This window comes from Streptomyces sp. WZ.A104 (assembly GCF_002382885.1).
Classification (GTDB): Bacteria; Actinomycetota; Actinomycetes; order Streptomycetales; family Streptomycetaceae; genus Streptomyces.
This window is the reverse complement of the sequence record NZ_NWVL01000053.1, coordinates 1-20,941: the sequence shown is the minus strand read 5'-3', so window position 1 is coordinate 20,941 and position 20,941 is coordinate 1. Positions and strand designations below refer to the sequence as shown.

Sequence of the window (20,941 nt, the reverse complement as noted above, 5' to 3'; positions counted from 1 at the left end):
CCGCACTGTCGCAGCCGTACGGGATCAACACCCGCTTCAGCGGCGGACCTTGCGCGTCGCGCGCAGCCACTCCTTGTTCATCGCGGCGATCGACGGCAGCGGGATGCCCTTCGGGCAGGCGGTCGCGCACTCGCCGGTCAGGGTGCAGCCGCCGAACCCCTCCTCGTCCATCTGGGCCACCATGTCCAGCACCCGCGTCTCGCGTTCCGGGGCGCCCTGCGGCAGGACGCCCAGGTGGTTGACCTTGGCCGAGGTGAACAGCATCGCCGAGCCGTTGGGGCAGGCGGCGACACAGGCTCCGCAGCCGATGCACTCGGCGTGCTCGAAGGCGAAGTCGGCGTCCGGCTTGGGCACGGGGGTGGCGTGTGCGTCGGGCGCGGTGCCGGTGGGGGCTGAGATGTAGCCGCCGGACTGGATGATCCGGTCGAACGAGGAGCGGTCCACGACCAGGTCCTTGACGACCGGGAAGGCCGAGGCGCGCCAGGGCTCGATGTCGATCGTGTCGCCGTCGGCGAAGGACCGCATGTGGAGCTGGCAGGTGGTGGTGCGCTCCGGGCCGTGGGCGTCGCCGTTGATGACGAGGCTGCACGCGCCGCAGATGCCCTCGCGGCAGTCGTGGTCGAAGGCGACGGGCTCGTCACCGGCGAGGATGAGCTCCTCGTTGAGGGTGTCGAGCATCTCCAGGAACGACATGTCGGCGGAGATGTTGTCGACTTCGTAGGTGGCCATGGCGCCAGGCGTTTCCGCGTCTCGCTGGCGCCAGACGCGCAGGGTGAGCTTCATGCGTAGCTCCGCTGGGTGGGGTGGACGTCACTGAAGACGAGGTCTTCCTTGTGCAGGACGGGGGCGCCACCGGTGACGGTGAACTCCCAGGCGGCGGCGTACGAGAACTCCTCGTCGCGCCGCTCGGCCTCGCCGTCCGGGGTCTGGGACTCCGCGCGGAAGTGGCCGCCGCAGGACTCGGCGCGGTGCAGGGCGTCGAGGCACATGAGCTCGGCGAGCTCCAGGTAGTCGACGATGCGATTCGCCTTCTCCAGCGACTGGTTGAACTGTTCGCCGGTACCGGGGACCTTGATGCGCCGCCAGAACTCCTCGCGGATCTCGGGGATTCTGGCGAGCGCCTCGCGCAGTCCGTCCTCGGTGCGGGCCATCCCGCAGTACTCCCACATGAGTTCACCGATCTCGCGGTGGAAGGAGTCGGGGGTGCGGTCGCCGTCGACGGAGAGCAGCAGGTTGATCCGGTCCTCGGTCTCCGCCACCACCTCTGCGACGGCGGGGTGTTGGGCGTCGGGCTTCTCGGTGTGCGGGTTGCGGGCGAGGTAGTCGTTGATCGTGGAGGGCAGGACGAAGTAGCCGTCGGCGAGGCCCTGCATCAGCGCCGAGGCACCGAGCCTGTTGGCCCCGTGGTCGGAGAAGTTCGCCTCGCCGATCGCGAAGAGGCCGGGGATGGTGGTCTGGAGGTCGTAGTCGACCCAGAGGCCGCCCATCGTGTAGTGCACGGCGGGGTAGATCCGCATCGGGACCGTGTAGGGGTCCTCGTCGGTGATCCGCTGGTACATCTCGAAGAGGTTGCCGTACTTCGCCTCCACCGCCTTGCGGCCCATCCGGCCGATGGCCTCGGCGAAGTCCAGGTAGACGCCCTGCCCGCCGGGGCCGACGCCACGCCCCTCGTCGCAGACGTTCTTGGCGGCGCGGGAGGCGATGTCGCGGGGCACCAGGTTGCCGAAGGCCGGGTAGATGCGCTCCAGGTAGTAGTCGCGCTCGTCCTCGGGTATCCGGTCGGCCGGGCGGGCGTCGCCCTTGGCCTTGGGGACCCAGATGCGGCCGTCGTTGCGGAGCGACTCGCTCATCAGGGTGAGCTTGGACTGGTGGTCGCCGGTGCGCGGGATGCAGGTGGGGTGGATCTGGGTGAAGCAGGGGTTGGCGAAGTAGGCGCCGCGCCGGTGGGCCCGCCAGATCGCGGTGGCGTTGGAGTTCATGGCGTTGGTCGACAGGTAGAAGACGTTGCCGTAGCCGCCGGTGGCCAGGACGACCGCGTCGGCGAAGTAGGTGTCGATCTTCCCGGTGACGAGGTCGCGGGCGACGATCCCGCGCGCCTTGCCGTCGACCACGATCAGGTCCAGCATCTCGGTACGGGCGTGGAGTTCGACGTTGCCCGTGGCGATCTGGCGGGAGAGCGCCTGGTAGGCGCCGAGGAGGAGCTGCTGTCCGGTCTGACCGCGCGCGTAGAACGTACGCGAGACCTGGACGCCGCCGAAGGAGCGGTTGTCGAGGAGGCCGCCGTACTCGCGGGCGAAGGGGACGCCCTGGGCGACGCACTGGTCGATGATCTCGACGGAGATCTGGGCGAGCCGGTGGACGTTGGACTCCCGGGCGCGGAAGTCGCCGCCCTTGACGGTGTCGTAGAAGAGCCGGCGGATGGAGTCGCCGTCGTTGCGGTAGTTCTTCGCGGCGTTGATACCGCCCTGGGCGGCGACCGAGTGGGCGCGCCGGGGTGAGTCCTGGAAGCAGAACTGGACGACGTGGTAGCCCTGTTCGGCGAGGGTGGCGCCGGCCGATCCGCCGGCCAGTCCGGTGCCGACGACGATGACCGTGTGTTTGCGCCGGTTGGCGGGGTTCACGAGCTTGGCTTGGAAGCGGCGGGTGTCCCAGCGCTCGGCGACGGGGCCCTCGGGGGCCTTGGTGTCGACGACGGGCTCGCCGGTGGCGTAGTGCGTGTAGTCGGGCATGTCAGCTCACCACTCCGGTCATGACGGCGACGGGTACGGAGATGAAGCCCACCGTCAGCGCCGTGGCGAGGAGGTTGGCGAGGGTCTTCAGGATGCGGTCGCGGGTCGCGTTGCCTACGCCCAGGGTCTGCGCGGCGCTCCAGAAGCCGTGCTGGACGTGCAGGCCCATGGCTAGCACGGCGACGATGTAGATGACGTTGCCGTACCAGGTCGAGAAGGTGTCGATGACGTTCTGGTACGGGTGCCCGGCCTCGAAGCTCGTGTGGACGGTACCGGTCGTCAGGTCGAGGATGTGCCAGACGATGAAGAGGGCGAGGATGATCCCGCCCCAGCGCATGGTCCGGGTGGCGTAGTCGGCACGGGCCTTCTTGTGGACGTACTTGGCGGGGCGCGCCCTGATGTCGCGGCGGCTCAGCTGGTAGGCGGAGATGCCGTGCAGCACGACGGCCGCGACCAGCCCCACGCGGACGATCCACAGCGCCCACTCGTAGTGCAGGACCGGTTCGCCCAGCGTGCGCAGCCAGTGGGCGTACCCGTCGAACGTGCCGGGTCCGAAGAAGATCTTCAGGTTCCCGGCCATGTGGACGACGAGGTACCCGAGCATGATCAGGCCGGAGACGGCCATGATCGTCTTCTTGCCGACGGTCGAGTCCCAGAGCGTACGCGTCATGGACGGCCGTCGGTCCGTCCGCGTTGCCAATGCCATGAACCTGACGGTAGGGGCGAACGACCTGATCAGTCCAAGACATGGTCTGGCTGATCTCCATAGGCAATCACTATCGATGGGCGTTATCGTCGCCCTATGCACTTCCAGCAGCTCACCTATTTCGTGGCCGTCGCCGAGACCCGGCACTTCACCCGGGCCGCCGAGGCGGTGCATGTGTCGCAGCCTTCGCTCTCCCAGCAGATCCGGGCACTGGAGACGGAGTTGGGCGCCGAGCTGTTCAGCCGGGCCCGGGGCAATATCGCCCTCACCGACGCGGGCGAGGCGCTCCTCCCCCTGGCCCGGCGCATCCTCGCCGACGCGGAGACCGCGCGGCAGGAGGTGCAGGAGCTGGTGCAGCTGCGCAGCGGCCGGGTGCGGCTCGGGGCGACGCCGAGTCTGTGCACGGGTCTGCTGCCGGACGTTCTGCGCGCCTTCCATGACCGGCACCCGGGGGTGCGGCTGCTGCTGGAGGAGGGCGGCTCGCACGACCTCGTACGTCAACTGGCGCGCGGTGCGCTCGATCTGGCCCTGGTGGTGCTGCCGCTGCCCGCCGGGTCCCCCGCGCTGACCACCGTGGAGCTGCTCCACGAGGACCTGGTGGTGGTGTCCTCTGCGGCGGAGCCCGCGCCGGGGCGCGGCGGGCGGGTGCGGATCGCCGATCTGCGTGACGCCCCGATGGTGATGTTCCGCCACGGCTACAACCTGCGGGAGCTGACGCTCGCCGCGTGCCGCGCGGAGGGGTTCGAGCCCTCGTTCACGGTGGAGGGCGGCGAGATGGACGCGGTGCTCGGTTTCGTACGCGCGGGGCTCGGCATCGCCGTGGTGCCGGGCATGACCGCGAACCGGGCGGGCCACGATCTGCGGAAGACCCCGCTGGCGGGGGCCGGGCTGCGGCGCACGATCGCCCTGGCCCACCGTAGCGACGTCGCCCCGCCCCGGGCCGCGCGCGAGCTCCAGCGGATGCTGCTGGAGCTCGGTGCGGCCTCGGGCTGAGCCGGGGCGCCGGACCTCGCCCGGCGCCCGGCTGAGACGGCGCCCCGCCCGCCCGGTTCGGACCGTGCGCCCGGCCCTTCCCGTCAGACCGCGTCGGCCAGGAGCAGGGAGTGGATGCGGTCCGGGGCGCCGGGGCGGGCGTAGTACCAGCCCTGGGCGGTGTCGCAGCCCAGTCGGCGCAGCTGCTCGGCCTGGGCGCCGGTCTCCACGCCCTCCACCGTCACGGCCAGCTCCAGGCTGTGGGCCAGGGACACGATGCCCTCCACGATCTTCAGATCGACCGGGTCGGCCGGGTGCTGCTGCATGCCCCGGGTGAAGGAACGGTCCAGCTTGAGCACGCTGACCGGCAGGCGGCGCAGGTTCGCCAGGTTCGAGTAGCCGGTGCCGAAGTCGTCGAGGGCGATGTCGACGCCCATCTCGGCGAGCTGCCGCAGCGGCTTGAGGAGATCGTCGTCGGCGCCGATCAGGGCGGATTCGGTGACCTCCAGGCACAGCGCGCCCGGCTCCAGGCCGGAGCGCTCCAGCACGTCGACCGTCTCGGCGACCAGGCGGGGGTGGTGCAGCTGGGTCGGCGAGAGGTTGACGTTGATCCGCAGGGGACCGCCGTCGCTGTGCCGCTCCTGCCAGAAGTTCGCCTGCCGGACGGACTCCTCCAGAACCCAGCGCCCGAGGGGCACGATGAGGCCGGTGTGCTCGGCGAGCGGGATGAACCGGTCGGGCCCCAGCACCCCGTACTGGGGATGGCACCACCGTACGAGCGCCTCCGCACCGTGCACCGTGCCGTCGCCGAGGTGGACGAGCGGCTGGTACTCGATGAAGAACTCGCCCCGGTCCAGCGCCGCCGGGAGCGCGGTGGTCAGCCCGTGCCGGGTGATGGCACGGGCGTCGGCCTCCGCGTCGGCGAGCTGGTAGCGGTTGCCGCCCGCCGCCTTGGCCCGGTACATGGTGATGTCCGCGCTGCGCAGCACCTCTGCGGCGCTGCGCTCCCCGGAGGGCCCCTCGACGACGCCGATCGAACCGCGGACGGTGAGTTCACGGCCGTCCAGCCGGATGGGGGCGGCCAGCACGTTGAGGATGCGGCCCGCCAGTTCGTCCACCTCGTCGGCGGTGTCGGGGCCGGTGGTCAGGGCCACGAACTCGTCGCCCCCGAGCCGGGCGACCATCTCGCCGGGTGCGGTGGCACAGCTCTGGAGCCGGTCGGCGACCTCGACGAGAAGGCGGTCGCCCGCCGCGTGGCCGAGGCTGTCGTTGATCGCCTTGAAGCCGTCGAGGTCGAGGTAGCACAGGCCGAAGCGGGTGCCGTCCCGGGCGGTGAGGGCCTTCTCAAGACGCTCGAAGAACAGCGTCCGGTTGGGCAGTCCGGTGAGCGCGTCGTGGGTGGCCTCGTAGCGCAGCCGCAGGTTGAGCAGGCGCCGTTCGGTGGTGTCCTCCATCAGCGCGAGCTGGTACTGCGGGCGGCCTTCGGGGTCGCGCAGCAGGGAGACGGTGAGGTTGGTCCACAGGACCGTACCGTCGTTGCGGTAGTACGCCTTCTCGACCCGGTAGTGGTCGCGTTCGCCGCGTACCAGCTCGTTGTAGAACTTCCACACCTGGGGCGAGTCCTCGGGGTGGACCCACTCGTTCACCTTGTGGCTGCGGACGTGGTGCTCCAGACCGCCGAACATCTTGGTGAGGGTGTCGTTGACCTCCAGGACATTGCCGTCCAGGTCGGCGATGCCGATGCCGACGGCCGCGTCCTCGAAGACCGCGCGGAACCGCGCCTCCGTGGCGTGCAGGGCCTCTTCGGCGTGCGAACGGGCCGTCAGCGCCGAGCGGGCGATGGCCTCCTGCTCGGCGAGCGTGCGCTCACGCAGCGCCTGGGAGAAACCGGCCGCCAGCGTGTGCTGGATGCGGGCGCAGCGGGCCCGCCCGTCCTCGGTGGACAGGACGCCGGGCCCGTTGTGGCCGCAGTAGAGGACGAGGTAGGAGTCGACGACGCCGAGCGTGGAGCTGAGGGCGTCCGGGTCGGTGCAGTGCGCGTCGACCAGGGCCGCGCCGACCCGCTGGGCGGGCGAGGCGTCGAAGGGATGGGCGTGCAGGATGCCGTTGAGCTCGCGTGCCAGGGGCAGCAGATGCTCTTCGAACTCGGGCCGGGTCAGGGAGGTGGCCGTCAGGGGAAAGATGGCCCGGCTCCAGATCCTGGCGAATCTCCGGAGGCGGCCTTCGGGACCGTCCGGTTCCGTGTCCGGCTCACCGGACGCCTGGGCGGGGATGCTCACGCCTTGCGCCCAACCCCGGCGAAACCCGAGAAGGCGTACGGGTCTTCCTGCCCCGGCGCCTGCGGGGTGTCGGGCCGCCATTCGGGCATCGACACGAGTCCCGGCTCGACCATCTCGTAACCGTCGAAGAACCGGCCGATCTCCTCGCGCGAGCGCATGATCAGCGGGTTGCGGATGTTCCGGTAGACGCCGACCGTCCCGTCGGCCTCCTCCCTGGGCAGTGGGATGCCCTCGTACGAGGCGTGGGTCAGGACGATCAGGCTGCCGGGGGCCAGCGCGTCGCGCAGTTCGGCGACCGCGGCGTACGGGTCGTCGGCGTCCTCGACGAAGTGGAGCACCGCGACCAGCAGCAGGGCGACCGGGCGGTTCAGGTCGAGCAGCCCGGTGATCTCCGGGTGCGCCAGGATGTCCTTGGGGCGGCGCAGGTCGGCGGCGGCGGTGACCGCGCGGCCGTTGCCCTCCAGCACCGCCTGGCTGTGGGCGACGGCTACCGGGTCGTGGTCGACGTACGCCACCTTGGCCCCGGGGTCGGCGGCCTGGGCGACCTCGTGGACGTTGCCGAAGGTCGGGATGCCGGAGCCGATGTCGAGGAACTGGTCGATCCCGGCGTCGACGGCATGGCGGACGGCGCGGCGCATAAAGGCCCGATTGGCCTGCATGATCTTGGGGAGGCCCGGGAGGAACTCCATGGCCTTGCGCGCGGCTTCCCGGTCCACCTCGAAATTGTGCGATCCGCCCAGATAGAAGTCGTACATGCGAGACACGCTCGGCACCGAAATGTCAATGCCCTGCGGTGCCCAGGCGGGACGCTCCATCGATGTCTCCAACAAGTTCGCCACGGCGATCCGGCCATGTTCATGGTCAGTGTTGACCAGAGGCTACTGATCGGCCGCCAAGAGGGCGAGTGGAAACGGAAATTAGCGGTCCGTTATTGGTCACACTCCGGTGGCATGTGCGGCCGGTCCGTCGCTGCGCGTATGCACACAGCGACGGACCGGCACTCCGGGCGCCGTTTCCCGGTGGTTCGGGGCCACTTGGGGCTCCTGGGCGGTTATTCGCCGCTGCCGCGATTACTTGGCGGCACCGACGAGTTTCGAATCGGGGGAAACGGCATACCAGGTGCCGCCGACTCCTTGACCGTTGGTGTCGCCGGGCTTCGAGTCACCGGCGAACGTATAGATCGGCCAGCAGTCGATGGTCTGCTGCTTGATGCCGTCAGGGCGGTCGAAGGTGACGAATCCCTTCGTCGTCACTCCGTCCACCTCGCTTTTGGCCACGGGAGCGACTACCGGCCACTTCTTGAGGCAGTCGCCCGTGCACGCCGTCTTCATCGGCCATGCGGAGTCCTTGGTGAACCGGTAAACGGTCATACCGCGGCCGTCCACCACGATGTCGCCGAGTTTCGGGTCCTTGCGGACCGAGAGCCCCGCGGGGTCGGCGGGCTCGGCGGCGCCCGCGCCCGCGCTGTCGGCGTTGACCGCCGCCTTCTTTCCGTCGGGGGCCGAGGCGAACCAGGTCCCGCCGACCCCCTGCCCGTTGACCTGACCCGGTGCGGTGTCCTTCGCGTACCGGTACATCGGCCACCCGTCGATGGTGAGTTGCTTGGTGCCGTCGGCCCGGGTGACCTCCCCGAGCAGTTCGTCGTCGGTGCCCGCGGCGGCCACGGCGTTGCCCGCGCCCACCACGGGCCAGATCGCCGCGCACTCGCCGTCGCAGTTCGACTTGGGCGGGTTCGCGGTGTCCTTGTCGAAGCGGTAGAGCGTGAAGCCCTCGCTGTCGGTGAGCACCTTCCCGAGCTTCTTGCTGTCCTGCACGCCGAGTTGACCGGCTTCCTTCGTTTCGGCGGCGTCCGCGTCGGCCCCGGAGCCGTAGCCGCCGCCGGCCGAACCGTACCCGCTCTCCGCGGGCTGCTGGGCCGGGGCCGCGTTGCCGACGGACTGTCCGTTGGGCGAGGCCGCGCCGTTCTCCTGACCGCACGCCGTCGTGAGCGTCAACAGGGCCGCGGCGGTGACCGCGAGCGAGGCGTTGCGCCAGGTGTTCATGTCGACTCCCGTAGTACTTCGTCGTATCGCTGCCGATGACGACGCGTGACCGCGTCGTTCATGGCCCTAGGTACGGGGCGGCGACCGGTTCGCGTTCAAAGGGAGGCGGAGAAGAATTACGGCGGGGCGTGATCACCGCGCAAACACGAATGGCCCATTATCCCCACGATCAGGGGAATCACCCGGAAGTCCCGCGTTTCCCCCGGCTGCGTGGATCATGCTCCCCGTCGTGTACGGATCACGCATCGGGCGGCTCACGGCAGCCGCCGCACTCCTCTGGCTGATAGCCGTACCGCCGCCCGCGACCGCCGACAGCTGCGCGGTGGCCTCGATCGGACGGGACGACGGCAGTTCCTCGGTCGCCGTGGCGGGCGACGGGGGGTGCGCGGCGGTCTCCACCCCGGAGCCGCCACCACCGCCGCCCCCTCCCGAACCTCCACCGCCGCCACCTCCACCGCCACTTCCACCTCCGCCTCCGCCGCCGCCTCCACCCACTGCGGCACCACCGCCGCCGCCCGCACCGCCTCCGCCTCCGCCTCCGCCGAAGCCGTCGGCCTCACCGGAGCCCTCGGTGCGGGTGCGACCGGCGGCGCCCCGGCCCGTGGCGCGGCCCGCGTACCGCAAACCGACCCGCAAGGAGCCCCGGAGTGGACCGTCTCTGGTGTCCCTGACCCTGCTGATCACCGCCCCCGCGGTGTTCGCCGTCGCCGTGCTGCGGCCACGATCGTCTCGCTGACCAGGAGAGATGCATGTCCGAATGGCTCGTACTGAGCATTGCCATGGCGTCAGCCTGCGCGGTCGTCCTCACGATCGCCGTCCTGAACAACCGGCGGATCGGGGATGACGACGACCCGTCCGAGACGCCCGACGTCATCGAGTACATGACGATGATGATCGGCGTGGTCTACGCGATCGTCCTGGGCCTGGCCATCGCCGGGGTGTGGGAGGGCCGCAGCGCCGCCCAGGAGTCCGTGCGCCTGGAGGCGCAGGCGCTGCACGAGGTACAGGCGCGCGCCTCCGTCTACCCGGCCGAGGTCCGCGACCGCATCCGGGCGGACGTGGACGCCTACGTCACCCACGTCGTCGACGACGAGTGGAAGGCGATGTCCGAGCGGGGCGGACTCACCGAACGCGGCACACAGCTGCTGGACCGGGTGCGGGCCGACGTCACCGACTACGAGCCGCAGACCGACCACGAGGGGCAGGCCTACCAGCCGCTGGTCGACCAGGTGGCGGCGGCGGACGACGCCCGCAGCTCACGGGGGCAGAACGCCGAGGCGACGATGCCCGGGGTGGTCTGGTTCGGCCTGATCATCGGGGCGCTGGTGACCGTCGGGCTGATCTTCACCCTCCAGATCCGCAGAACGTTCCGCGAACTGCTGCTGGCAGGCCTCTTCAGCGCGCTGATCGCCTTCCTGCTCTTCCTGATCTGGGACTTCGACGCGCCCTTCGGCCGGGGCGTCTCGGCGACCGCGACACCGTTCTTCGACCTCTTTCCGGACGCCACCCGCTGATGCCGCGCTCCCCCGCCCGGTGCGCCGGCCGGGGGACCTGACTGCCCCATTCGCCGGACCCCGATCGCGCACGGTGGGGACCCCTCCTAGCGTGTCGGGCATCGAGGTGCATTTTTCCTGCTATGTGGAAATACGTTCCGCAGCTGCCCCTCGGGGAACCCGGAGGATCCACCATGCGCGCGATACGTGTCGCACCGCTCGCCCTGCTCGGCGCAAGTGCCCTGACGCTGATCGCCCCGTCCGCCGCCCTCGCGGCTCCGGACGGGGCCACCAGCACGTTCAACCCGACGATCACCCCTTCGGTCATCGCGCCGGGCGGCCGCGTCACCCTCGGCGCCGGCGGGTGCACGGGCGAGACGACCGTCAGCTCGGGCATCTTCGACACGACGGTGATCCCGAGCGGCAGTACGACGGCCACCGCCACCGTCGACACGGACGCCCGCCGCGGCGCCGTCTACGCCGTCACGTTCACCTGCGGCTCCACCGGCACCTCTCGCAACGTCAACCTGACCATCACGGGCGGCGCGACAAGTACCCCCACCCCGGCCCCCAGGGTCCCGACCGCGAGCTCCACGGCCCTTGTCCCGGGCGGCGTGCGCGGCGGTCTCGGCGGAAGCTCCGGCACCACCGACACGGTGGAGGTCGCCGCCGGGGCGGGCCTGGTGCTCGCGGCCGCCTCGGGCGCCCTCTACTTCGCCCGCCGGCGCAACACCGCCCGCCGGCACTGAAGCCGTCACGTGCGCCGCACGACAGTCGCCCCGGGTCCTGATCCAGGACTCGGGGCGACGGGCGTATCGGGCCGGGCGGGAGGTTCGCCGCCCTAGAACGCCGCATGGCTCGTCCGCCGACGCCGGACGAGGAAGACCGCACCGCCGACGGCCGCCGCGGCCACCAGACCGCCGCCGACCTGCATCTCCACGGAGTTCGGGCCCATCGAGCCGCCGAGGCCGCCCTGCGCGCCCTGACCGGCGAGCACGGTGAACTTGTGCGTGGCGATCCGGTCGTTGTCGCTGCACTTCACCGAGAGGTGGTAGTGCCCCGGCGTGGTGTTGTGCCGGATGTGGGCCGTGGCGTGACCGGTGCCCCCCGCGGAGAGCGTGGTCGTCGGGAACGCGTTCGACCAGACCTTGCCGCCGTGGCCGCAGCCCTGCGCCGTGACCTTCATGGTGGCGCCCTGATGAACCGAGTACGGGTTGACGGTGACGTTGCTCGGACCGTTGGTGGCGGCGGCCATGGGGGCCGCGAGCCCGACGGCCGCGAATGCGGTCGCGGTGACCGCGAGAACGCGTGAAGCGCGCATCGTGTGAACCTCCTGCGGGAAACGCCCCCGGAGGCTTTTCCTCCGGGCTGGATCGACGAGAACGCCTCCCATGACGAACACTCACCAGCGGACCGGCGGCTCGCACTTCGGCACTGCTCCACCCCGGTGACGCGACACGCCGTCAGGAAACCCCGTGAGCTGACGGAGTCGCAGGTCACAGACCATCAAAACTTTTATCCGCTCATTACTCCGATGGGCAGCCGTCCGAGGCGGCGCCAATTCGCCCGCCACCCGTTCGCTCTTCTCTGATCGCCGCCCCGCCGCAGCGCCCCTAGCGTTCACAGCGTCGCGACGAAGGGAGAACCATGGGCCGGGACTACGCCGGTGGCGAGCGGACCAGACGTGTGCCCTGGGGTGCGGTCGCCCTGGTGATGCTCACCGGCCTCGCCCTCATGCGCAACGGCACGGAGTTCGGGGAGGCGGGCCCGCCCCAGCCCGCCGCCGCCGCCTCGTTGGATCTGAGCCAGGACGCCCCGGTGCCGCAGGCCGAGGGCGAGCCGGTGCAGCCACTGCCCTACGCCCCGGCCTCGCGCGTGAAGATCTCGTCGATCAACGTCGACGCCCCCATCGTCGATGTGAACCTGGACGCGGGCGGCTGGATCGACGCCCCGCCCGCCGAGGACCCCAACCTCGCCGGTTGGTACCAGAACGGCATCGCCCCCGGCCAGCGCGGCACCGCCGTGGTAGTCGGTCATGTCGACAACAACTCGGGCCCCGCCGTCTTCTACGGCCTCGGCTCGCTCCAGAAGGGGCATCGCGTCGAGGTCACCCGCTACGACGGCAGGGTCGGGATCTTCGAGGTGTACGGGGTCGAGGTCTTCTCCAAGAACAACTTCCCCGGCCCCCGGGTCTACGGCGACACCGGCCACGCGGAGCTGCGGGTCATTACCTGCGGCGGCGGCTACTCGAAGGCGGGCGGCTACGACGGGAACGTGGTGGTCTTCGCCCGGCTGGTCGACACCCGCTGAGTCCGCCGGACAGGGCTGTGCCCCCGGCCGAGAGCCGGGGGCACAGCCCTGCGCGACGTGGCTCAGACCCGGTGCGGCACCGTGATGCGATAGCCGGAGTCGAGCAGCCGGGGCAGGTAGCGGCGCAGGGCCGCGACGCTCTGCGAGCGGTCGCCGCCCGCGTCGTGCGAGAGGACGACCACGCCCGGCGCCGCCCCTTCCAGCACCCGGCGCACGATCGTGCCCGTCCCCGGCTCCTTCCAGTCGAGGGTGTCCACGGTCCAGGCCATGGGCTCCATGCCCAACTCGGCCCCGATCTCGAACGAGTTGCGGTTCCACGCACCGTACGGCGCGCGGTACCAGAGCGGCGGTGTCCCGAGCGTCGCCTCGACCACCTCGCTGGTGCGTCCGAGCTCGTCGCGGATCGCGGCGCGGGACAGCTCCGGGATCAGCGGGTGCGACCAGGAGTGGTTCCCCACCACATGGCCGTCGTCCGCCATCTCGCGCAGCAGGTCCCGGTTGGCGTCCGCCATCTCGCCGCAGACGAAGAACATCGCGCGGACCCGGTGCTTGCGCAAGGTGTTCAGGATGTCCGGGGTGTACAGCGGATCGGGGCCGTCGTCGAAGCTGAGGACCATCGAGTGCCCGAGGTCGGGGAGGTGCTCGAAGGGCCGGGTGCGCACCGGCGGCCGGGCCGGTCTGAACCGGGGCGGCGTCCTCGCCGTCATGGGTTCCAACCGGTACGGGGAGGGCCTGCCGCGGACGCCTGCCGGGGGTCCCGCCGCGGCGGCGGGCGGGGTTCCGGCGGCCCGTGCGGGGCGGGTGGGCGTCGACGCCGGGTCGGCGACGATCAGGTGCAGGGCGGTGGCCGTTCCGAGGCCGAGGGCGACTCTCAGCAGGGTGCGGCGCTCGGGTCCGGTGTGATCACTTCTCATGGCCAACTGCTCGCACGGCTGGCCGTCCGGCCCGGTCGCCGACACCGGGCATCGACCGTTTTGCACCCGATCGACACAGTATGCTCGCCGTGAGGATGTTCCTCGCGATGAGCGCGAGGGGGCTTCCCGGGCCGTGCCGCTCGGGCCGAGCCGATAGCCTCGGAGCCGTGACAGAGCAGCAGCCTCATCAGTTCGAACGCGGCACGGACGGCCCCAAGGTGATCGTCGCGGGGCTCGACGGCTCCGACCCGTCGATGCGTGCGGCCGCCTACGCCGCCGGACTCGCCCGGCGGCAGAACGCCATGCTGGCCCTGGTCTACGTGCAGCCGGTGCTGACCGCGAGCGCGGCGCTGGGTGTGCCGATGGGCGATGCGACGGCCGAGGTGGCAGAGGACCTGGTCACCGAGATCCGCGAGGCGACGGAGCGCTTCCGGGACGCGTGGGACGTGCGGTGGGAGTTCCACACCTTCCGGGGCGACCCCTACAACGGGCTCGTGACGGCGGCCGACGAGCTGAAGGCGGACGCGGTGGTGGTCGGGGCGTCGGAGTCGGCGGGGCACCGCTTCGTCGGCTCGGTGGCGGTGCGCCTGGTGAAGGCGGGGCGCTGGCCGGTCACCGTAGTGCCGTGACCGCTTCCCCGGCCGCCTACTTGCCCATGAGGAGCCCGTCCGCCTCCGCACCCCGGCCGAGGACGACGGTCCGGATGCGGTCGCGGACCTCGCGCAGATGCCCGGCCCCCTGGTCCGGGGTGGCGTTGAGGTTGACGGCGCGTCCGGTGACGGTGTCGTACCACTGCGGTACGAACTCGGCCTTCTTCACGGTCCAGCGCTCGCCGGGCTTCGCGGGCGGCGCGAAGGTGAAGCGCCCCATCGAGCCCTGGTTGCCGCGCGGGTCCTGGGCGCCCTCGTAGTTGATCATCGCCCCGGCGATCTGGTCGCCCATGCCGTAGACGACCCAGGTGCCGTTGACCTTCTCGTACGCCTGCGGGACATGGGCGTGGGTGCCGATGATCAGGTCGATGTCGGGGCGGCCACCGTCGGTGGAGGCGGTGAGCCGCTGGGCGAGTTGAAGCTGCTCGGCATCCGGTTCGTCCTGCCATTCGGTGCCCCAGTGCGCGGAGAGCACGACGACGTCGGCGCCCGCCCGGCGGGCCGCCCGGGCCTCCTCGATGATCTTCCGCTCGTCGATCAGGTTGACCGCCCAGGGGCGGCCCGCCGGCAGCGGGATGTCGTTGGTGCCGTAGGTGTACGCGAGGTGGGCGACCTTGGCCGCGCCCTTGCCCGGCCCGGCGGGCAGGATCGTGGGCCGGGCGGCCTCGGCGGCCGTGCGGGCGGACCCGGCGTGCCGGATGCCCGCCTTGTCCAGCGCCCCGAGGGTCCGCCGGATGCCCTCGGCCCCGTCGTCGAGGGTGTGGTTGGAGGCGGTGGAGCAGGAGTCGTAGCCGGTGGTGCGCAGGGCGGTGGCGACCTCGGGCGGCGACTTGAAGTTCGGGTAACCGGTGTAGGGGCCGCCCTCCTTCCCGTACACGGTCTCCATGTGGCAGATGGCCAGGTCCGCCGCCGAGACGACCGGGGCGACGCCCGCCAGCATGGGGGTGAAGTCGTAGCCCCGGCCGCCCGAGTCGGCGGCGGCGCGGTCGATGACGGAGGAGTGCGGCAGGATGTCGCCCGCGGCGATGAGGGTGAAGGGGCGGGGCCCGTGGGCGTCCTGGCCGGCCGCACCCCGGGCCGCGGCGGGCGTGCTGGGTGCGGCGGCGGGGTGCTGCTGCCCGGTGCAGCCGGTGGCCGCGGCGAGCAGGAGGGCGAGGGCGGCCACGGCGCCCGGTCGGATGCGCTGCGTCATCTGCTCGACTCCACGTTCGGATGATTACGACCATCCGACTAAATAGATCGTCATACCGCAGAAGCAAGGAGCATTGCCGTATACCTAGCTGAACTGGTCGTACCGGCCGACCCCGACGGCCCCTCGACCGTTCACCGCACCATTCGCCGCACTGAGCGACCGCTCGTCGCACGCCTCGGCACACCACCTGTTCCCGCGCCCCCGAATGCGTTCGTATACGCCCGTCGGAGCGAGGCCGTCAGGGGCCTCGGCGGGAGAGGACGTCCATGAACACCACGACGACGACCGATGAGCGGGCCATCGCGGAGTTGCAGCGGGAACACGGCCCCGCCCTGTTCCACTTCCTGCTCGGCCTGACCTTCGGGGACCGGCAGCGGGCGGAGGATCTGGTGCAGGAGACACTCGTACGCGCCTGGCAGCACCCCGAGGCGTTCGAAGCGCCCTACGACTCGATGCGGCCCTGGCTGTTCACCGTCGGCCGTCGCCTCGCCATCGACGCGCGCCGCTCCCGCCGGGCCCGCCCGGTCGAGGTCAGCGACACGGTACTGGAGAGCACCCCGGCCGCCCAGGACACCGCGGACTCGGCCGTCCGCGCCCTGGACGTCCGCGAGGCGGTCCGCACCCTGAGCCCCGAGCACCGGGCGGTGCTGGTGCAGATCTACTTCCGCGGGATGAGCGTCGGCGAGGCGGCCACCGCGCTCGGCATCCCCGCCGGGACCGTCAAGTCCCGTTCGCACTACGCCCTGCGGACCCTGTCGCGCACCCTGCCCGGCTACTCCCCCGAGGGCGATCGCTCCCTTCTGCCCACGCGGGGCGCCCGCCCCCGGTTCAATGCTGCGTGAAGCCCGGTACCGGACGAGGAAGAGAGGCGAGACGGGATGCGTCCCGAGACAAGCGATGGGACCGGTGGGAACGGGCTGCCGGTGCCGATGGCCTGGCTGTCCACCGAGTACATCGCCGACGAGCTGTTACGGACCGGCGACCTGATGGAGCCGACGACCCTGGAGTTCCGGGCGGGGCGCGACGCGCTCGCGCTGACGATGTTCCTCAGCGAGTACCTCCGGGACACCCCCGCGCCCCGCGCCCTGCCCGAACCCCGTGTCGACGAACTGCGGCTGCTGACCGCGTACGGGAGCACCTGGCGCAGCTGGGTCTGTGAGCGGCTGGATGAGGCGGGCCGGCGGGCCGCGCCCGGTGACCCCGATCTGGCGCTGGCGCGGGCGGCCTGGCGGTGGCTGGAGGAGACCGAGCTGCTAGCCGCGGACCTGGACGCGATCGGGCCGCCCGTGCCCCGGGAGCCGGTGGGGGCGGGACCGCACGAGGAGGGCGAGGTCCAGGTCTGGACGCCCGCGTGGCAGCTGGGGCTGCCGCTGGGGCATCTGGCCGTGCACCTGTACTGAGCGCCGCGCTCAGGAACCGTGCACCCCCGCACGGTACTTGGGCAGCCGCAGCGTGACCTTCATCCCCGCCCCGACGCCGGTTTCGATGACGAGCCCGTAGTCGTCGCCGTACACCTGACGCAGCCGCTCGTCCACGTTGAGCAGGCCGATGCCGGTGGAGGTGCCGCCCTCACCGCGCAGGATCTGACGCAGCCGTTCGGGGTCCATTCCGGTCCCGTCGTCCTCGATGACGACCTCGGCCTCCGATCCGGCGTCGAGCGCGCTGATGGTGATGCGGCTGCGGGTGACCGCCCCTTCCAGACCGTGCTTGACCGCGTTCTCCACCAGCGGCTGGAGACACAGGAAGGGCAGCGCGACCGGCAGCACCTCGGGAGCGACCTGGAGGGTGACGGCGAGCCGTTCACCGAACCGGGCCCGCACGAGGGCCAGATACTGGTCGATGGAGTGCAACTCGTCCGCCAGGGTGGTGAACTCCCCGTGCCTGCGGAACGAGTAGCGGGTGAAGTCAGCGAATTCCAGGAGCAGTTCACGGGCCTGCTCGGGGTCGGTGCGGACGAACGAGGCGATCGCGGCGAGCGAGTTGAAGATGAAGTGCGGGGAGATCTGCGCCCGCAGCGCCTTGATCTCGGCCTCGATGAGCTGCGTACGGGAGCGGTCCAGCTCGGCCAGCTCCAGCTGGACGCAGACCCAGCGGGCCACCTCCCCCGCCGCTCTGGCCAGGACGGCCGACTCGCGCGGGGCATAGGCGACGAGCGCGCCCAGGACCCGGTTCTCCACGGTGAGCGGGACGGCGACGGCCCAGCGCAGCGGGCAGTCGAGATCGCCGCAGCCGCTGTCGAAGGCGGTGTCGCGGCCGTTGTCCAGCAACCCCCTCAGATGGTCCATCACGTCCTTGCCGTGGTGGTGCCCGGCCCCGTCCCAGACCAGCACCCGGTCCCGGTCGGTGAGGCAGAGGGCATCCGTGCCGAGCAGCGAGCGCAGCCGCCGGGCGGCCCTGCGGGCGCTCTCCTCGGTGAGGCCGGCGCGCAGCGGAGGCGCGGCCAGCGACGCGGTGTGCAGGGTCTCGAACGTGGCGTGCTCGACGGGGGTGCCGACGTCGCTGGGGCGCAGCGGGCGGGTGGCGCGGCGGCCCAGCCGGTACCCCGCGCCGAACAGCAGGGCGGCCAGGACCACGAGTACGGCGACGGCTGCCCCCGTCATCGGTCCCTCCCGGCGGCCGCCCGCGCCGAGGTGAGGGCCTCGGGGAGGTGGAAGCGGGTCATCGCCGCGTTGGTGCCCGGCGGTATCCGCCCCGGCGTGGCGAGCGAGACCAGGATCATCGCGAGGAACCCGACGGGCACGGACCACACGGCGGGCCAGGCCAGCAGCGCGTGCGGCCAGCCGGGCGGGGTCACGGCTCCGCTGACCGTGATGCCCACCGCGAGCAGGGCGGAGCCGCCGCCCAGCAGGAGACCCGCGACGGCCCCCGGCGGGGTGAGCCGCCGCCACCAGATGCCGAGGACGAGCAGCGGGCAGAAGGAGGACGCGGAGACGGCGAACGCCATGCCCACCGCATCGGCCACCGGCACCCGGCTCACCAGCAGAGACCCGGCGAGCGGCACGGCGACGGCGAGGACCGTGGCGAACCGGAAGTGCCGCACCCCGCGCCCGGGCAGCACGTCCTGGGTGATGACCCCGGCGACAGCCATGGTGAGCCCGGAGGCGGTGGACAGGAACGCGGCGAACGCCCCGCCCGCGATCAGCGCCCCGAGGAGGTCGCCGCCGAGCCCGCCGATGACCCGGGCGGGCAGCAGCAGCACGGCGGCGTCCGCGTCGCCCCCGTACCGCAGTTCGGGGGTGTAGAGCCGGCCGAGCGCCCCGTAGATCGGCGGCAGCAGGTAGAAGAGGCCGACCAGGGCGAGCACCGCGACGGTGGTGCGGCGGGCGTCGCGGCCGTTGGGGCTGGTGTAGAAGCGGACGACGACGTGGGGCAGGCCCATGGTCCCGAGGAAGGTCGCCACGATCAGCCCGTAGGTGGCGTACAGCGGGTGGTCGGCGCGGAAGACGGCGAGCTGGTCGTCGAAGCTGACCCGGGGCCGCCCGTCGCCCTGCCAGGCGAGGACCAGGAAGAGGGCGGGGACGAGCAGGGCGGTGAGCTTCAGCCAGTACTGGAAGACCTGGACGAAGGTGATGGAGCGCATGCCGCCCGCCGCGACGGCGGCCGTCACGACGGTGGCGACGAGGACGTCCCCGAGCCAGCCGGGCGCGCCGGTGAGGATCTTCAAGGTGAGCCCGGCGCCCTGGAGCTGCGGCACGAGGTAGAGCCACCCCGCCCCGACGACGAGCGCGCTCACCAGCCTTCTGACCTGCGGCGATTCGAGACGCCCTTCGGCGAAGTCGGGCAGGGTGTACGCCCCCGAGCGGCGCAGCGGGGCGGCGACGAAGACCAGCAGCACCAGGTATCCGGCGGTGTAGCCGACCGGGTACCAGAGCATGTCGGGGCCGTGGACGAGGACGAGCCCGGCGATACCGAGAAAGGAGGCGGCCGACAGGTATTCCCCGCTGATCGCGGCGGCGTTGAGGCGGGGGCGCACGGTGCGCGAGGCGACGTAGAAGTCGGAGGTCGTACGGGAGATGCGCAGGCCGAAGCCGCCGACGAGGACGGTGGCGAGGACGACGAGGGCCACGGCCACCCAGGACGCCATGGGGGCGGGGGTACTCACGAGGCGGGGCGGCCCTCCACCAGCCGGGCGAAGTCGCGTTCGTTGCGCTCGGCCCGGCGGACGTACCACCAGGCGGCCAGGGTGAGCGGCGGGTAGGTGGCGAAGCCGAGCACCGCCCAGACCAGGGCGGAGCTGTTCAGCGCGGCGAACAGGAGCGGCAGGGTGCCCGCGACGAGGGCCAGCACACCGAAGACGGTGAGGGCCGCCCGGAGCTGGCCGCGCATCAGGGAGCGCACATAGGCGCCGCCGAGGGCGGTCTGCTCGTCGATCTCCGACTGGGTGCGGTGGCGGGGCAGCGGGCGCACCCGCCTCGGTTCCCGCGTGACCACTTCGCGCCGGGGGGATGGCTCTGCGGACATGGGCTCGGAGTGTAGGCGGCGGCGGGTGCTGGTGGGAAGGGACCGCCGAAGAACGCAGCAGGTCAGCGACGGCCCCGCACCCTCCTTCAGCGGCCGCCCTGACGCATGAGGAGGTCGCGCAGGGCGCGGGTGTGGCGACGGCTGACGGCGAGCTCGGCCTCCCCGATGCGGACACTCATGCTCCCCGCGTCCAGGCGCAGTTCGTCGATCCGGTTCAGCGCCACGAGGTGGCGGCGGTGTATCCGGACGAACCCGCGGGTGCGCCAGCGCTCCTCCAGGGTGGTGAGCGGGATGCGGACGAGGTGGCTGCCGGTGGCGGTGTGCAGCCGCGCGTAGTCGCCCTGCGCCTCGGCGTACGCGATCTCGTCGACGGGGACGAAGCGGGTGACGCCGCCGAGCTCGACCGGGATCTGGTCGCTCGCGCTGTCGTGTACCGGGGCCGACCGCTCCCCCACCTGTTCGGCGACGCGGCGCACGGCCTCGGCGAGGCGTTCGCGGCGGACCGGTTTGAGGACGTAGTCGACGGCCTTCAGGTCGAAGGCGTGGACGGCGAAGCCCTCGTGCGCGGTGACGAAGACGATGAGCGGGGGCGCGGCGAATCCGGCGAGCAGCTGGGCGACGTCGAGGCCTGTGAGCCCCGCCATGTGGATGTCGAGGAAGACGACGTCGATGGCGGACGGGTCGTCGGGACCCGCGTCGACCGCGCTGCCGATGAGGCGCAGCGCCTCGGTCGCGCCGGTGGCTCCCTCGGCGCTGCGGATGCGCGGGTCGGCGCGCAGGAGGTAGAGGAGTTCCTCCAGGGCGGGTTGTTCGTCGTCGACGGCGAGTACGCGCAGCATGGGCCGGAGTTTAGGGGGTGCGGGGCGGCTCGGGGCGGGCCCGGCCGCGATCCGCCCAGCACCTCCTGGGATGTCCCGGGCCCGGTGGCGTGAGTGATTGGCAGCTGGTTCCCGTACCGCAGTACATGCAGACGACCGAACCCCACATCCGGGTGGGGGCCTATGCGCTGGGGGTGCTCGGGAGGGCCGACGCCTTCCGGTTCGAGGAGCACCTGGGGGACTGTCCCGGGTGCCGTGCGCGGGCGCGCGAGTTCGCCGGGGTGGCGCACTCGCTGGCGGTGGCCGGTCCGCCGGTGACGCCGGGGCCCGGGCTCGCGGAGCGCCTGACGGGCGCGGTGGCGGCGGGCCGGCGCC

At 71.7% G+C, this 20,941-nt stretch carries 22 protein-coding genes; 9 read left to right on the top strand and 13 right to left on the bottom strand.

The window, feature by feature from the left end; all coding sequences use genetic code 11:
* Positions 1 to 36: 36 nt before the first annotated feature.
* The 3 genes from CIB93_RS25475 to CIB93_RS25465 are packed head-to-tail and all read right to left on the bottom strand — an operon-like array spanning position 37 to position 3,435.
* Positions 37 to 783: a succinate dehydrogenase/fumarate reductase iron-sulfur subunit gene (locus tag CIB93_RS25475; protein ID WP_096630139.1), complete on the bottom strand. Its 747-nt coding sequence runs from the start codon at positions 781 to 783 to the stop codon at positions 37 to 39.
* Positions 780 to 2,729: a fumarate reductase/succinate dehydrogenase flavoprotein subunit gene (locus CIB93_RS25470; protein ID WP_096630137.1), complete on the bottom strand. Its 1,950-nt coding sequence runs from the start codon at positions 2,727 to 2,729 to the stop codon at positions 780 to 782. Before CIB93_RS25470 ends, CIB93_RS25475 begins: the two co-directional genes overlap by 4 nt.
* A 1-nt stretch (position 2,730) precedes the next feature.
* Positions 2,731 to 3,435, bottom strand: a complete 705-nt coding sequence (locus CIB93_RS25465; protein WP_096630136.1) for a succinate dehydrogenase — start codon at positions 3,433 to 3,435, stop codon at positions 2,731 to 2,733.
* A gap of 96 nt (positions 3,436 to 3,531) precedes the next feature.
* Between CIB93_RS25465 and CIB93_RS25460 the strand changes: the two genes are divergently transcribed.
* Positions 3,532 to 4,428 (top strand): LysR family transcriptional regulator, encoded by an 897-nt coding sequence (locus CIB93_RS25460; protein ID WP_096630134.1) that lies wholly within the window; start codon positions 3,532 to 3,534, stop codon positions 4,426 to 4,428.
* 83 nt (positions 4,429 to 4,511) lie between these two features.
* Here CIB93_RS25460 and CIB93_RS25455 read toward each other — a convergent pair whose 3' ends face one another.
* The 3 genes from CIB93_RS25455 to CIB93_RS25445 all read right to left on the bottom strand — a co-directional run bounded on the left by CIB93_RS25455 (position 4,512) and on the right by CIB93_RS25445 (position 8,728).
* Positions 4,512 to 6,686: a bifunctional diguanylate cyclase/phosphodiesterase gene (locus CIB93_RS25455; protein WP_096630133.1), complete on the bottom strand. Its 2,175-nt coding sequence runs from the start codon at positions 6,684 to 6,686 to the stop codon at positions 4,512 to 4,514.
* The gene (locus tag CIB93_RS25450) at positions 6,683 to 7,501 is read right to left on the bottom strand and encodes an SAM-dependent methyltransferase (protein WP_096630131.1); all 819 of its coding nucleotides are present in this window, start codon (positions 7,499 to 7,501) and stop codon (positions 6,683 to 6,685) included. The genes CIB93_RS25455 and CIB93_RS25450 overlap by 4 nt, the downstream gene beginning before the upstream one ends.
* A 255-nt stretch (positions 7,502 to 7,756) precedes the next feature.
* Positions 7,757 to 8,728: an SCO0930 family lipoprotein gene (locus CIB93_RS25445; protein ID WP_096630130.1), complete on the bottom strand. Its 972-nt coding sequence runs from the start codon at positions 8,726 to 8,728 to the stop codon at positions 7,757 to 7,759.
* A 381-nt stretch (positions 8,729 to 9,109) separates the two neighbouring features.
* On the opposite strand from CIB93_RS25445, the gene CIB93_RS38095 reads away from it, so the two are divergent.
* From CIB93_RS38095 to CIB93_RS25430, 3 genes are all read left to right on the top strand, one after another.
* The gene (locus tag CIB93_RS38095) at positions 9,110 to 9,499 is read left to right on the top strand and encodes a hypothetical protein (RefSeq protein ID WP_179500242.1); all 390 of its coding nucleotides are present in this window, start codon (positions 9,110 to 9,112) and stop codon (positions 9,497 to 9,499) included.
* Positions 9,478 to 10,242 carry a DUF4239 domain-containing protein gene (locus tag CIB93_RS25435; protein WP_096630128.1) on the top strand — a complete coding sequence of 255 codons (765 nt, stop codon included), beginning with the start codon at positions 9,478 to 9,480 and terminating at the stop codon, positions 10,240 to 10,242. The genes CIB93_RS38095 and CIB93_RS25435 overlap by 22 nt, the downstream gene beginning before the upstream one ends.
* 173 nt (positions 10,243 to 10,415) lie before the next feature.
* On the top strand, positions 10,416 to 10,970 hold the full coding sequence (locus CIB93_RS25430) for a hypothetical protein (protein WP_096630126.1): 555 nt from the start codon (positions 10,416 to 10,418) through the stop codon (positions 10,968 to 10,970).
* Positions 10,971 to 11,062: 92 nt separating this feature from the next.
* Here CIB93_RS25430 and CIB93_RS25425 read toward each other — a convergent pair whose 3' ends face one another.
* Positions 11,063 to 11,542: a hypothetical protein gene (locus CIB93_RS25425; protein WP_096630124.1), complete on the bottom strand. Its 480-nt coding sequence runs from the start codon at positions 11,540 to 11,542 to the stop codon at positions 11,063 to 11,065.
* A gap of 326 nt (positions 11,543 to 11,868) precedes the next feature.
* Here CIB93_RS25425 and CIB93_RS25420 point away from each other — a divergent pair, with 326 nt between their 5' ends.
* On the top strand, positions 11,869 to 12,531 hold the full coding sequence (locus CIB93_RS25420) for a class F sortase (protein WP_096630123.1): 663 nt from the start codon (positions 11,869 to 11,871) through the stop codon (positions 12,529 to 12,531).
* A 62-nt stretch (positions 12,532 to 12,593) separates the two neighbouring features.
* On the opposite strand, the gene CIB93_RS25415 is transcribed toward CIB93_RS25420, so the two are convergent.
* Positions 12,594 to 13,445, bottom strand: coding sequence for a polysaccharide deacetylase family protein (locus CIB93_RS25415; RefSeq protein WP_096630184.1), 852 nt, complete (start codon positions 13,443 to 13,445; stop codon positions 12,594 to 12,596).
* Between the two features lie 167 nt (positions 13,446 to 13,612).
* Here CIB93_RS25415 and CIB93_RS25410 point away from each other — a divergent pair, with 167 nt between their 5' ends.
* Complete coding sequence (locus CIB93_RS25410; protein ID WP_096630121.1) at positions 13,613 to 14,074, top strand: universal stress protein; 462 nt, start codon at positions 13,613 to 13,615, stop codon at positions 14,072 to 14,074.
* A gap of 16 nt (positions 14,075 to 14,090) precedes the next feature.
* Here CIB93_RS25410 and CIB93_RS25405 read toward each other — a convergent pair whose 3' ends face one another.
* Entirely contained in the window at positions 14,091 to 15,287 is a 1,197-nt protein-coding gene (locus CIB93_RS25405) for a CapA family protein (protein ID WP_096630120.1), read from the bottom strand.
* Positions 15,288 to 15,553: 266 nt separating this feature from the next.
* On the opposite strand from CIB93_RS25405, the gene CIB93_RS25400 reads away from it, so the two are divergent.
* Together CIB93_RS25400 and CIB93_RS25395 are read left to right on the top strand one after the other, a co-directional pair.
* Positions 15,554 to 16,129, top strand: a complete 576-nt coding sequence (locus CIB93_RS25400) for a sigma-70 family RNA polymerase sigma factor (RefSeq protein ID WP_096630118.1) — start codon at positions 15,554 to 15,556, stop codon at positions 16,127 to 16,129.
* 36 nt (positions 16,130 to 16,165) lie between these two features.
* Entirely contained in the window at positions 16,166 to 16,687 is a 522-nt protein-coding gene (locus CIB93_RS25395; RefSeq protein WP_096630117.1) for a hypothetical protein, read from the top strand.
* Between the two features lie 9 nt (positions 16,688 to 16,696).
* On the opposite strand, the gene CIB93_RS25390 is transcribed toward CIB93_RS25395, so the two are convergent.
* The 4 genes from CIB93_RS25390 to CIB93_RS25375 form a co-directional block, all read right to left on the bottom strand.
* On the bottom strand, positions 16,697 to 17,887 hold the full coding sequence (locus tag CIB93_RS25390) for a sensor histidine kinase (protein ID WP_096630115.1): 1,191 nt from the start codon (positions 17,885 to 17,887) through the stop codon (positions 16,697 to 16,699).
* Entirely contained in the window at positions 17,884 to 19,389 is a 1,506-nt protein-coding gene (locus CIB93_RS25385; protein ID WP_179500243.1) for a cation acetate symporter, read from the bottom strand. Before CIB93_RS25385 ends, CIB93_RS25390 begins: the two co-directional genes overlap by 4 nt.
* Positions 19,386 to 19,748 (bottom strand): hypothetical protein, encoded by a 363-nt coding sequence (locus CIB93_RS25380; RefSeq protein WP_096630112.1) that lies wholly within the window; start codon positions 19,746 to 19,748, stop codon positions 19,386 to 19,388. The genes CIB93_RS25385 and CIB93_RS25380 overlap by 4 nt, the downstream gene beginning before the upstream one ends.
* A gap of 86 nt (positions 19,749 to 19,834) precedes the next feature.
* Positions 19,835 to 20,587, bottom strand: coding sequence for a LytTR family DNA-binding domain-containing protein (locus tag CIB93_RS25375; protein WP_096630110.1), 753 nt, complete (start codon positions 20,585 to 20,587; stop codon positions 19,835 to 19,837).
* Between the two features lie 125 nt (positions 20,588 to 20,712).
* On the opposite strand from CIB93_RS25375, the gene CIB93_RS25370 reads away from it, so the two are divergent.
* The coding region (locus CIB93_RS25370; RefSeq protein WP_179500246.1) for a zf-HC2 domain-containing protein at positions 20,713 to 20,941 on the top strand (229 nt) is incomplete at its 3' end.

Coding starts and splice junctions, on each gene's coding strand:
- CIB93_RS25405 (WP_096630120.1), bottom strand. CDS start 15,287: ATGACGCAGCGCATCCGACCGGGCGCCGTGGCCGCCCTCGCCCTCCTG.
- CIB93_RS25430 (WP_096630126.1), top strand. CDS start 10,416: ATGCGCGCGATACGTGTCGCACCGCTCGCCCTGCTCGGCGCAAGTGCC.
- CIB93_RS25380 (WP_096630112.1), bottom strand. CDS start 19,748: ATGTCCGCAGAGCCATCCCCCCGGCGCGAAGTGGTCACGCGGGAACCG.
- CIB93_RS25390 (WP_096630115.1), bottom strand. CDS start 17,887: ATGACGGGGGCAGCCGTCGCCGTACTCGTGGTCCTGGCCGCCCTGCTG.
- CIB93_RS25395 (WP_096630117.1), top strand. CDS start 16,166: ATGCGTCCCGAGACAAGCGATGGGACCGGTGGGAACGGGCTGCCGGTG.
- CIB93_RS25450 (WP_096630131.1), bottom strand. CDS start 7,501: ATGGAGCGTCCCGCCTGGGCACCGCAGGGCATTGACATTTCGGTGCCG.
- CIB93_RS25420 (WP_096630123.1), top strand. CDS start 11,869: ATGGGCCGGGACTACGCCGGTGGCGAGCGGACCAGACGTGTGCCCTGG.
- CIB93_RS25470 (WP_096630137.1), bottom strand. CDS start 2,729: ATGCCCGACTACACGCACTACGCCACCGGCGAGCCCGTCGTCGACACC.
- CIB93_RS25425 (WP_096630124.1), bottom strand. CDS start 11,542: ATGCGCGCTTCACGCGTTCTCGCGGTCACCGCGACCGCATTCGCGGCC.
- CIB93_RS25435 (WP_096630128.1), top strand. CDS start 9,478: ATGTCCGAATGGCTCGTACTGAGCATTGCCATGGCGTCAGCCTGCGCG.
- CIB93_RS25415 (WP_096630184.1), bottom strand. CDS start 13,445: ATGAGAAGTGATCACACCGGACCCGAGCGCCGCACCCTGCTGAGAGTC.
- CIB93_RS25460 (WP_096630134.1), top strand. CDS start 3,532: ATGCACTTCCAGCAGCTCACCTATTTCGTGGCCGTCGCCGAGACCCGG.
- CIB93_RS25475 (WP_096630139.1), bottom strand. CDS start 783: ATGAAGCTCACCCTGCGCGTCTGGCGCCAGCGAGACGCGGAAACGCCT.
- CIB93_RS25465 (WP_096630136.1), bottom strand. CDS start 3,435: ATGGCATTGGCAACGCGGACGGACCGACGGCCGTCCATGACGCGTACG.
- CIB93_RS25375 (WP_096630110.1), bottom strand. CDS start 20,587: ATGCTGCGCGTACTCGCCGTCGACGACGAACAACCCGCCCTGGAGGAA.
- CIB93_RS25445 (WP_096630130.1), bottom strand. CDS start 8,728: ATGAACACCTGGCGCAACGCCTCGCTCGCGGTCACCGCCGCGGCCCTG.
- CIB93_RS25400 (WP_096630118.1), top strand. CDS start 15,554: ATGAACACCACGACGACGACCGATGAGCGGGCCATCGCGGAGTTGCAG.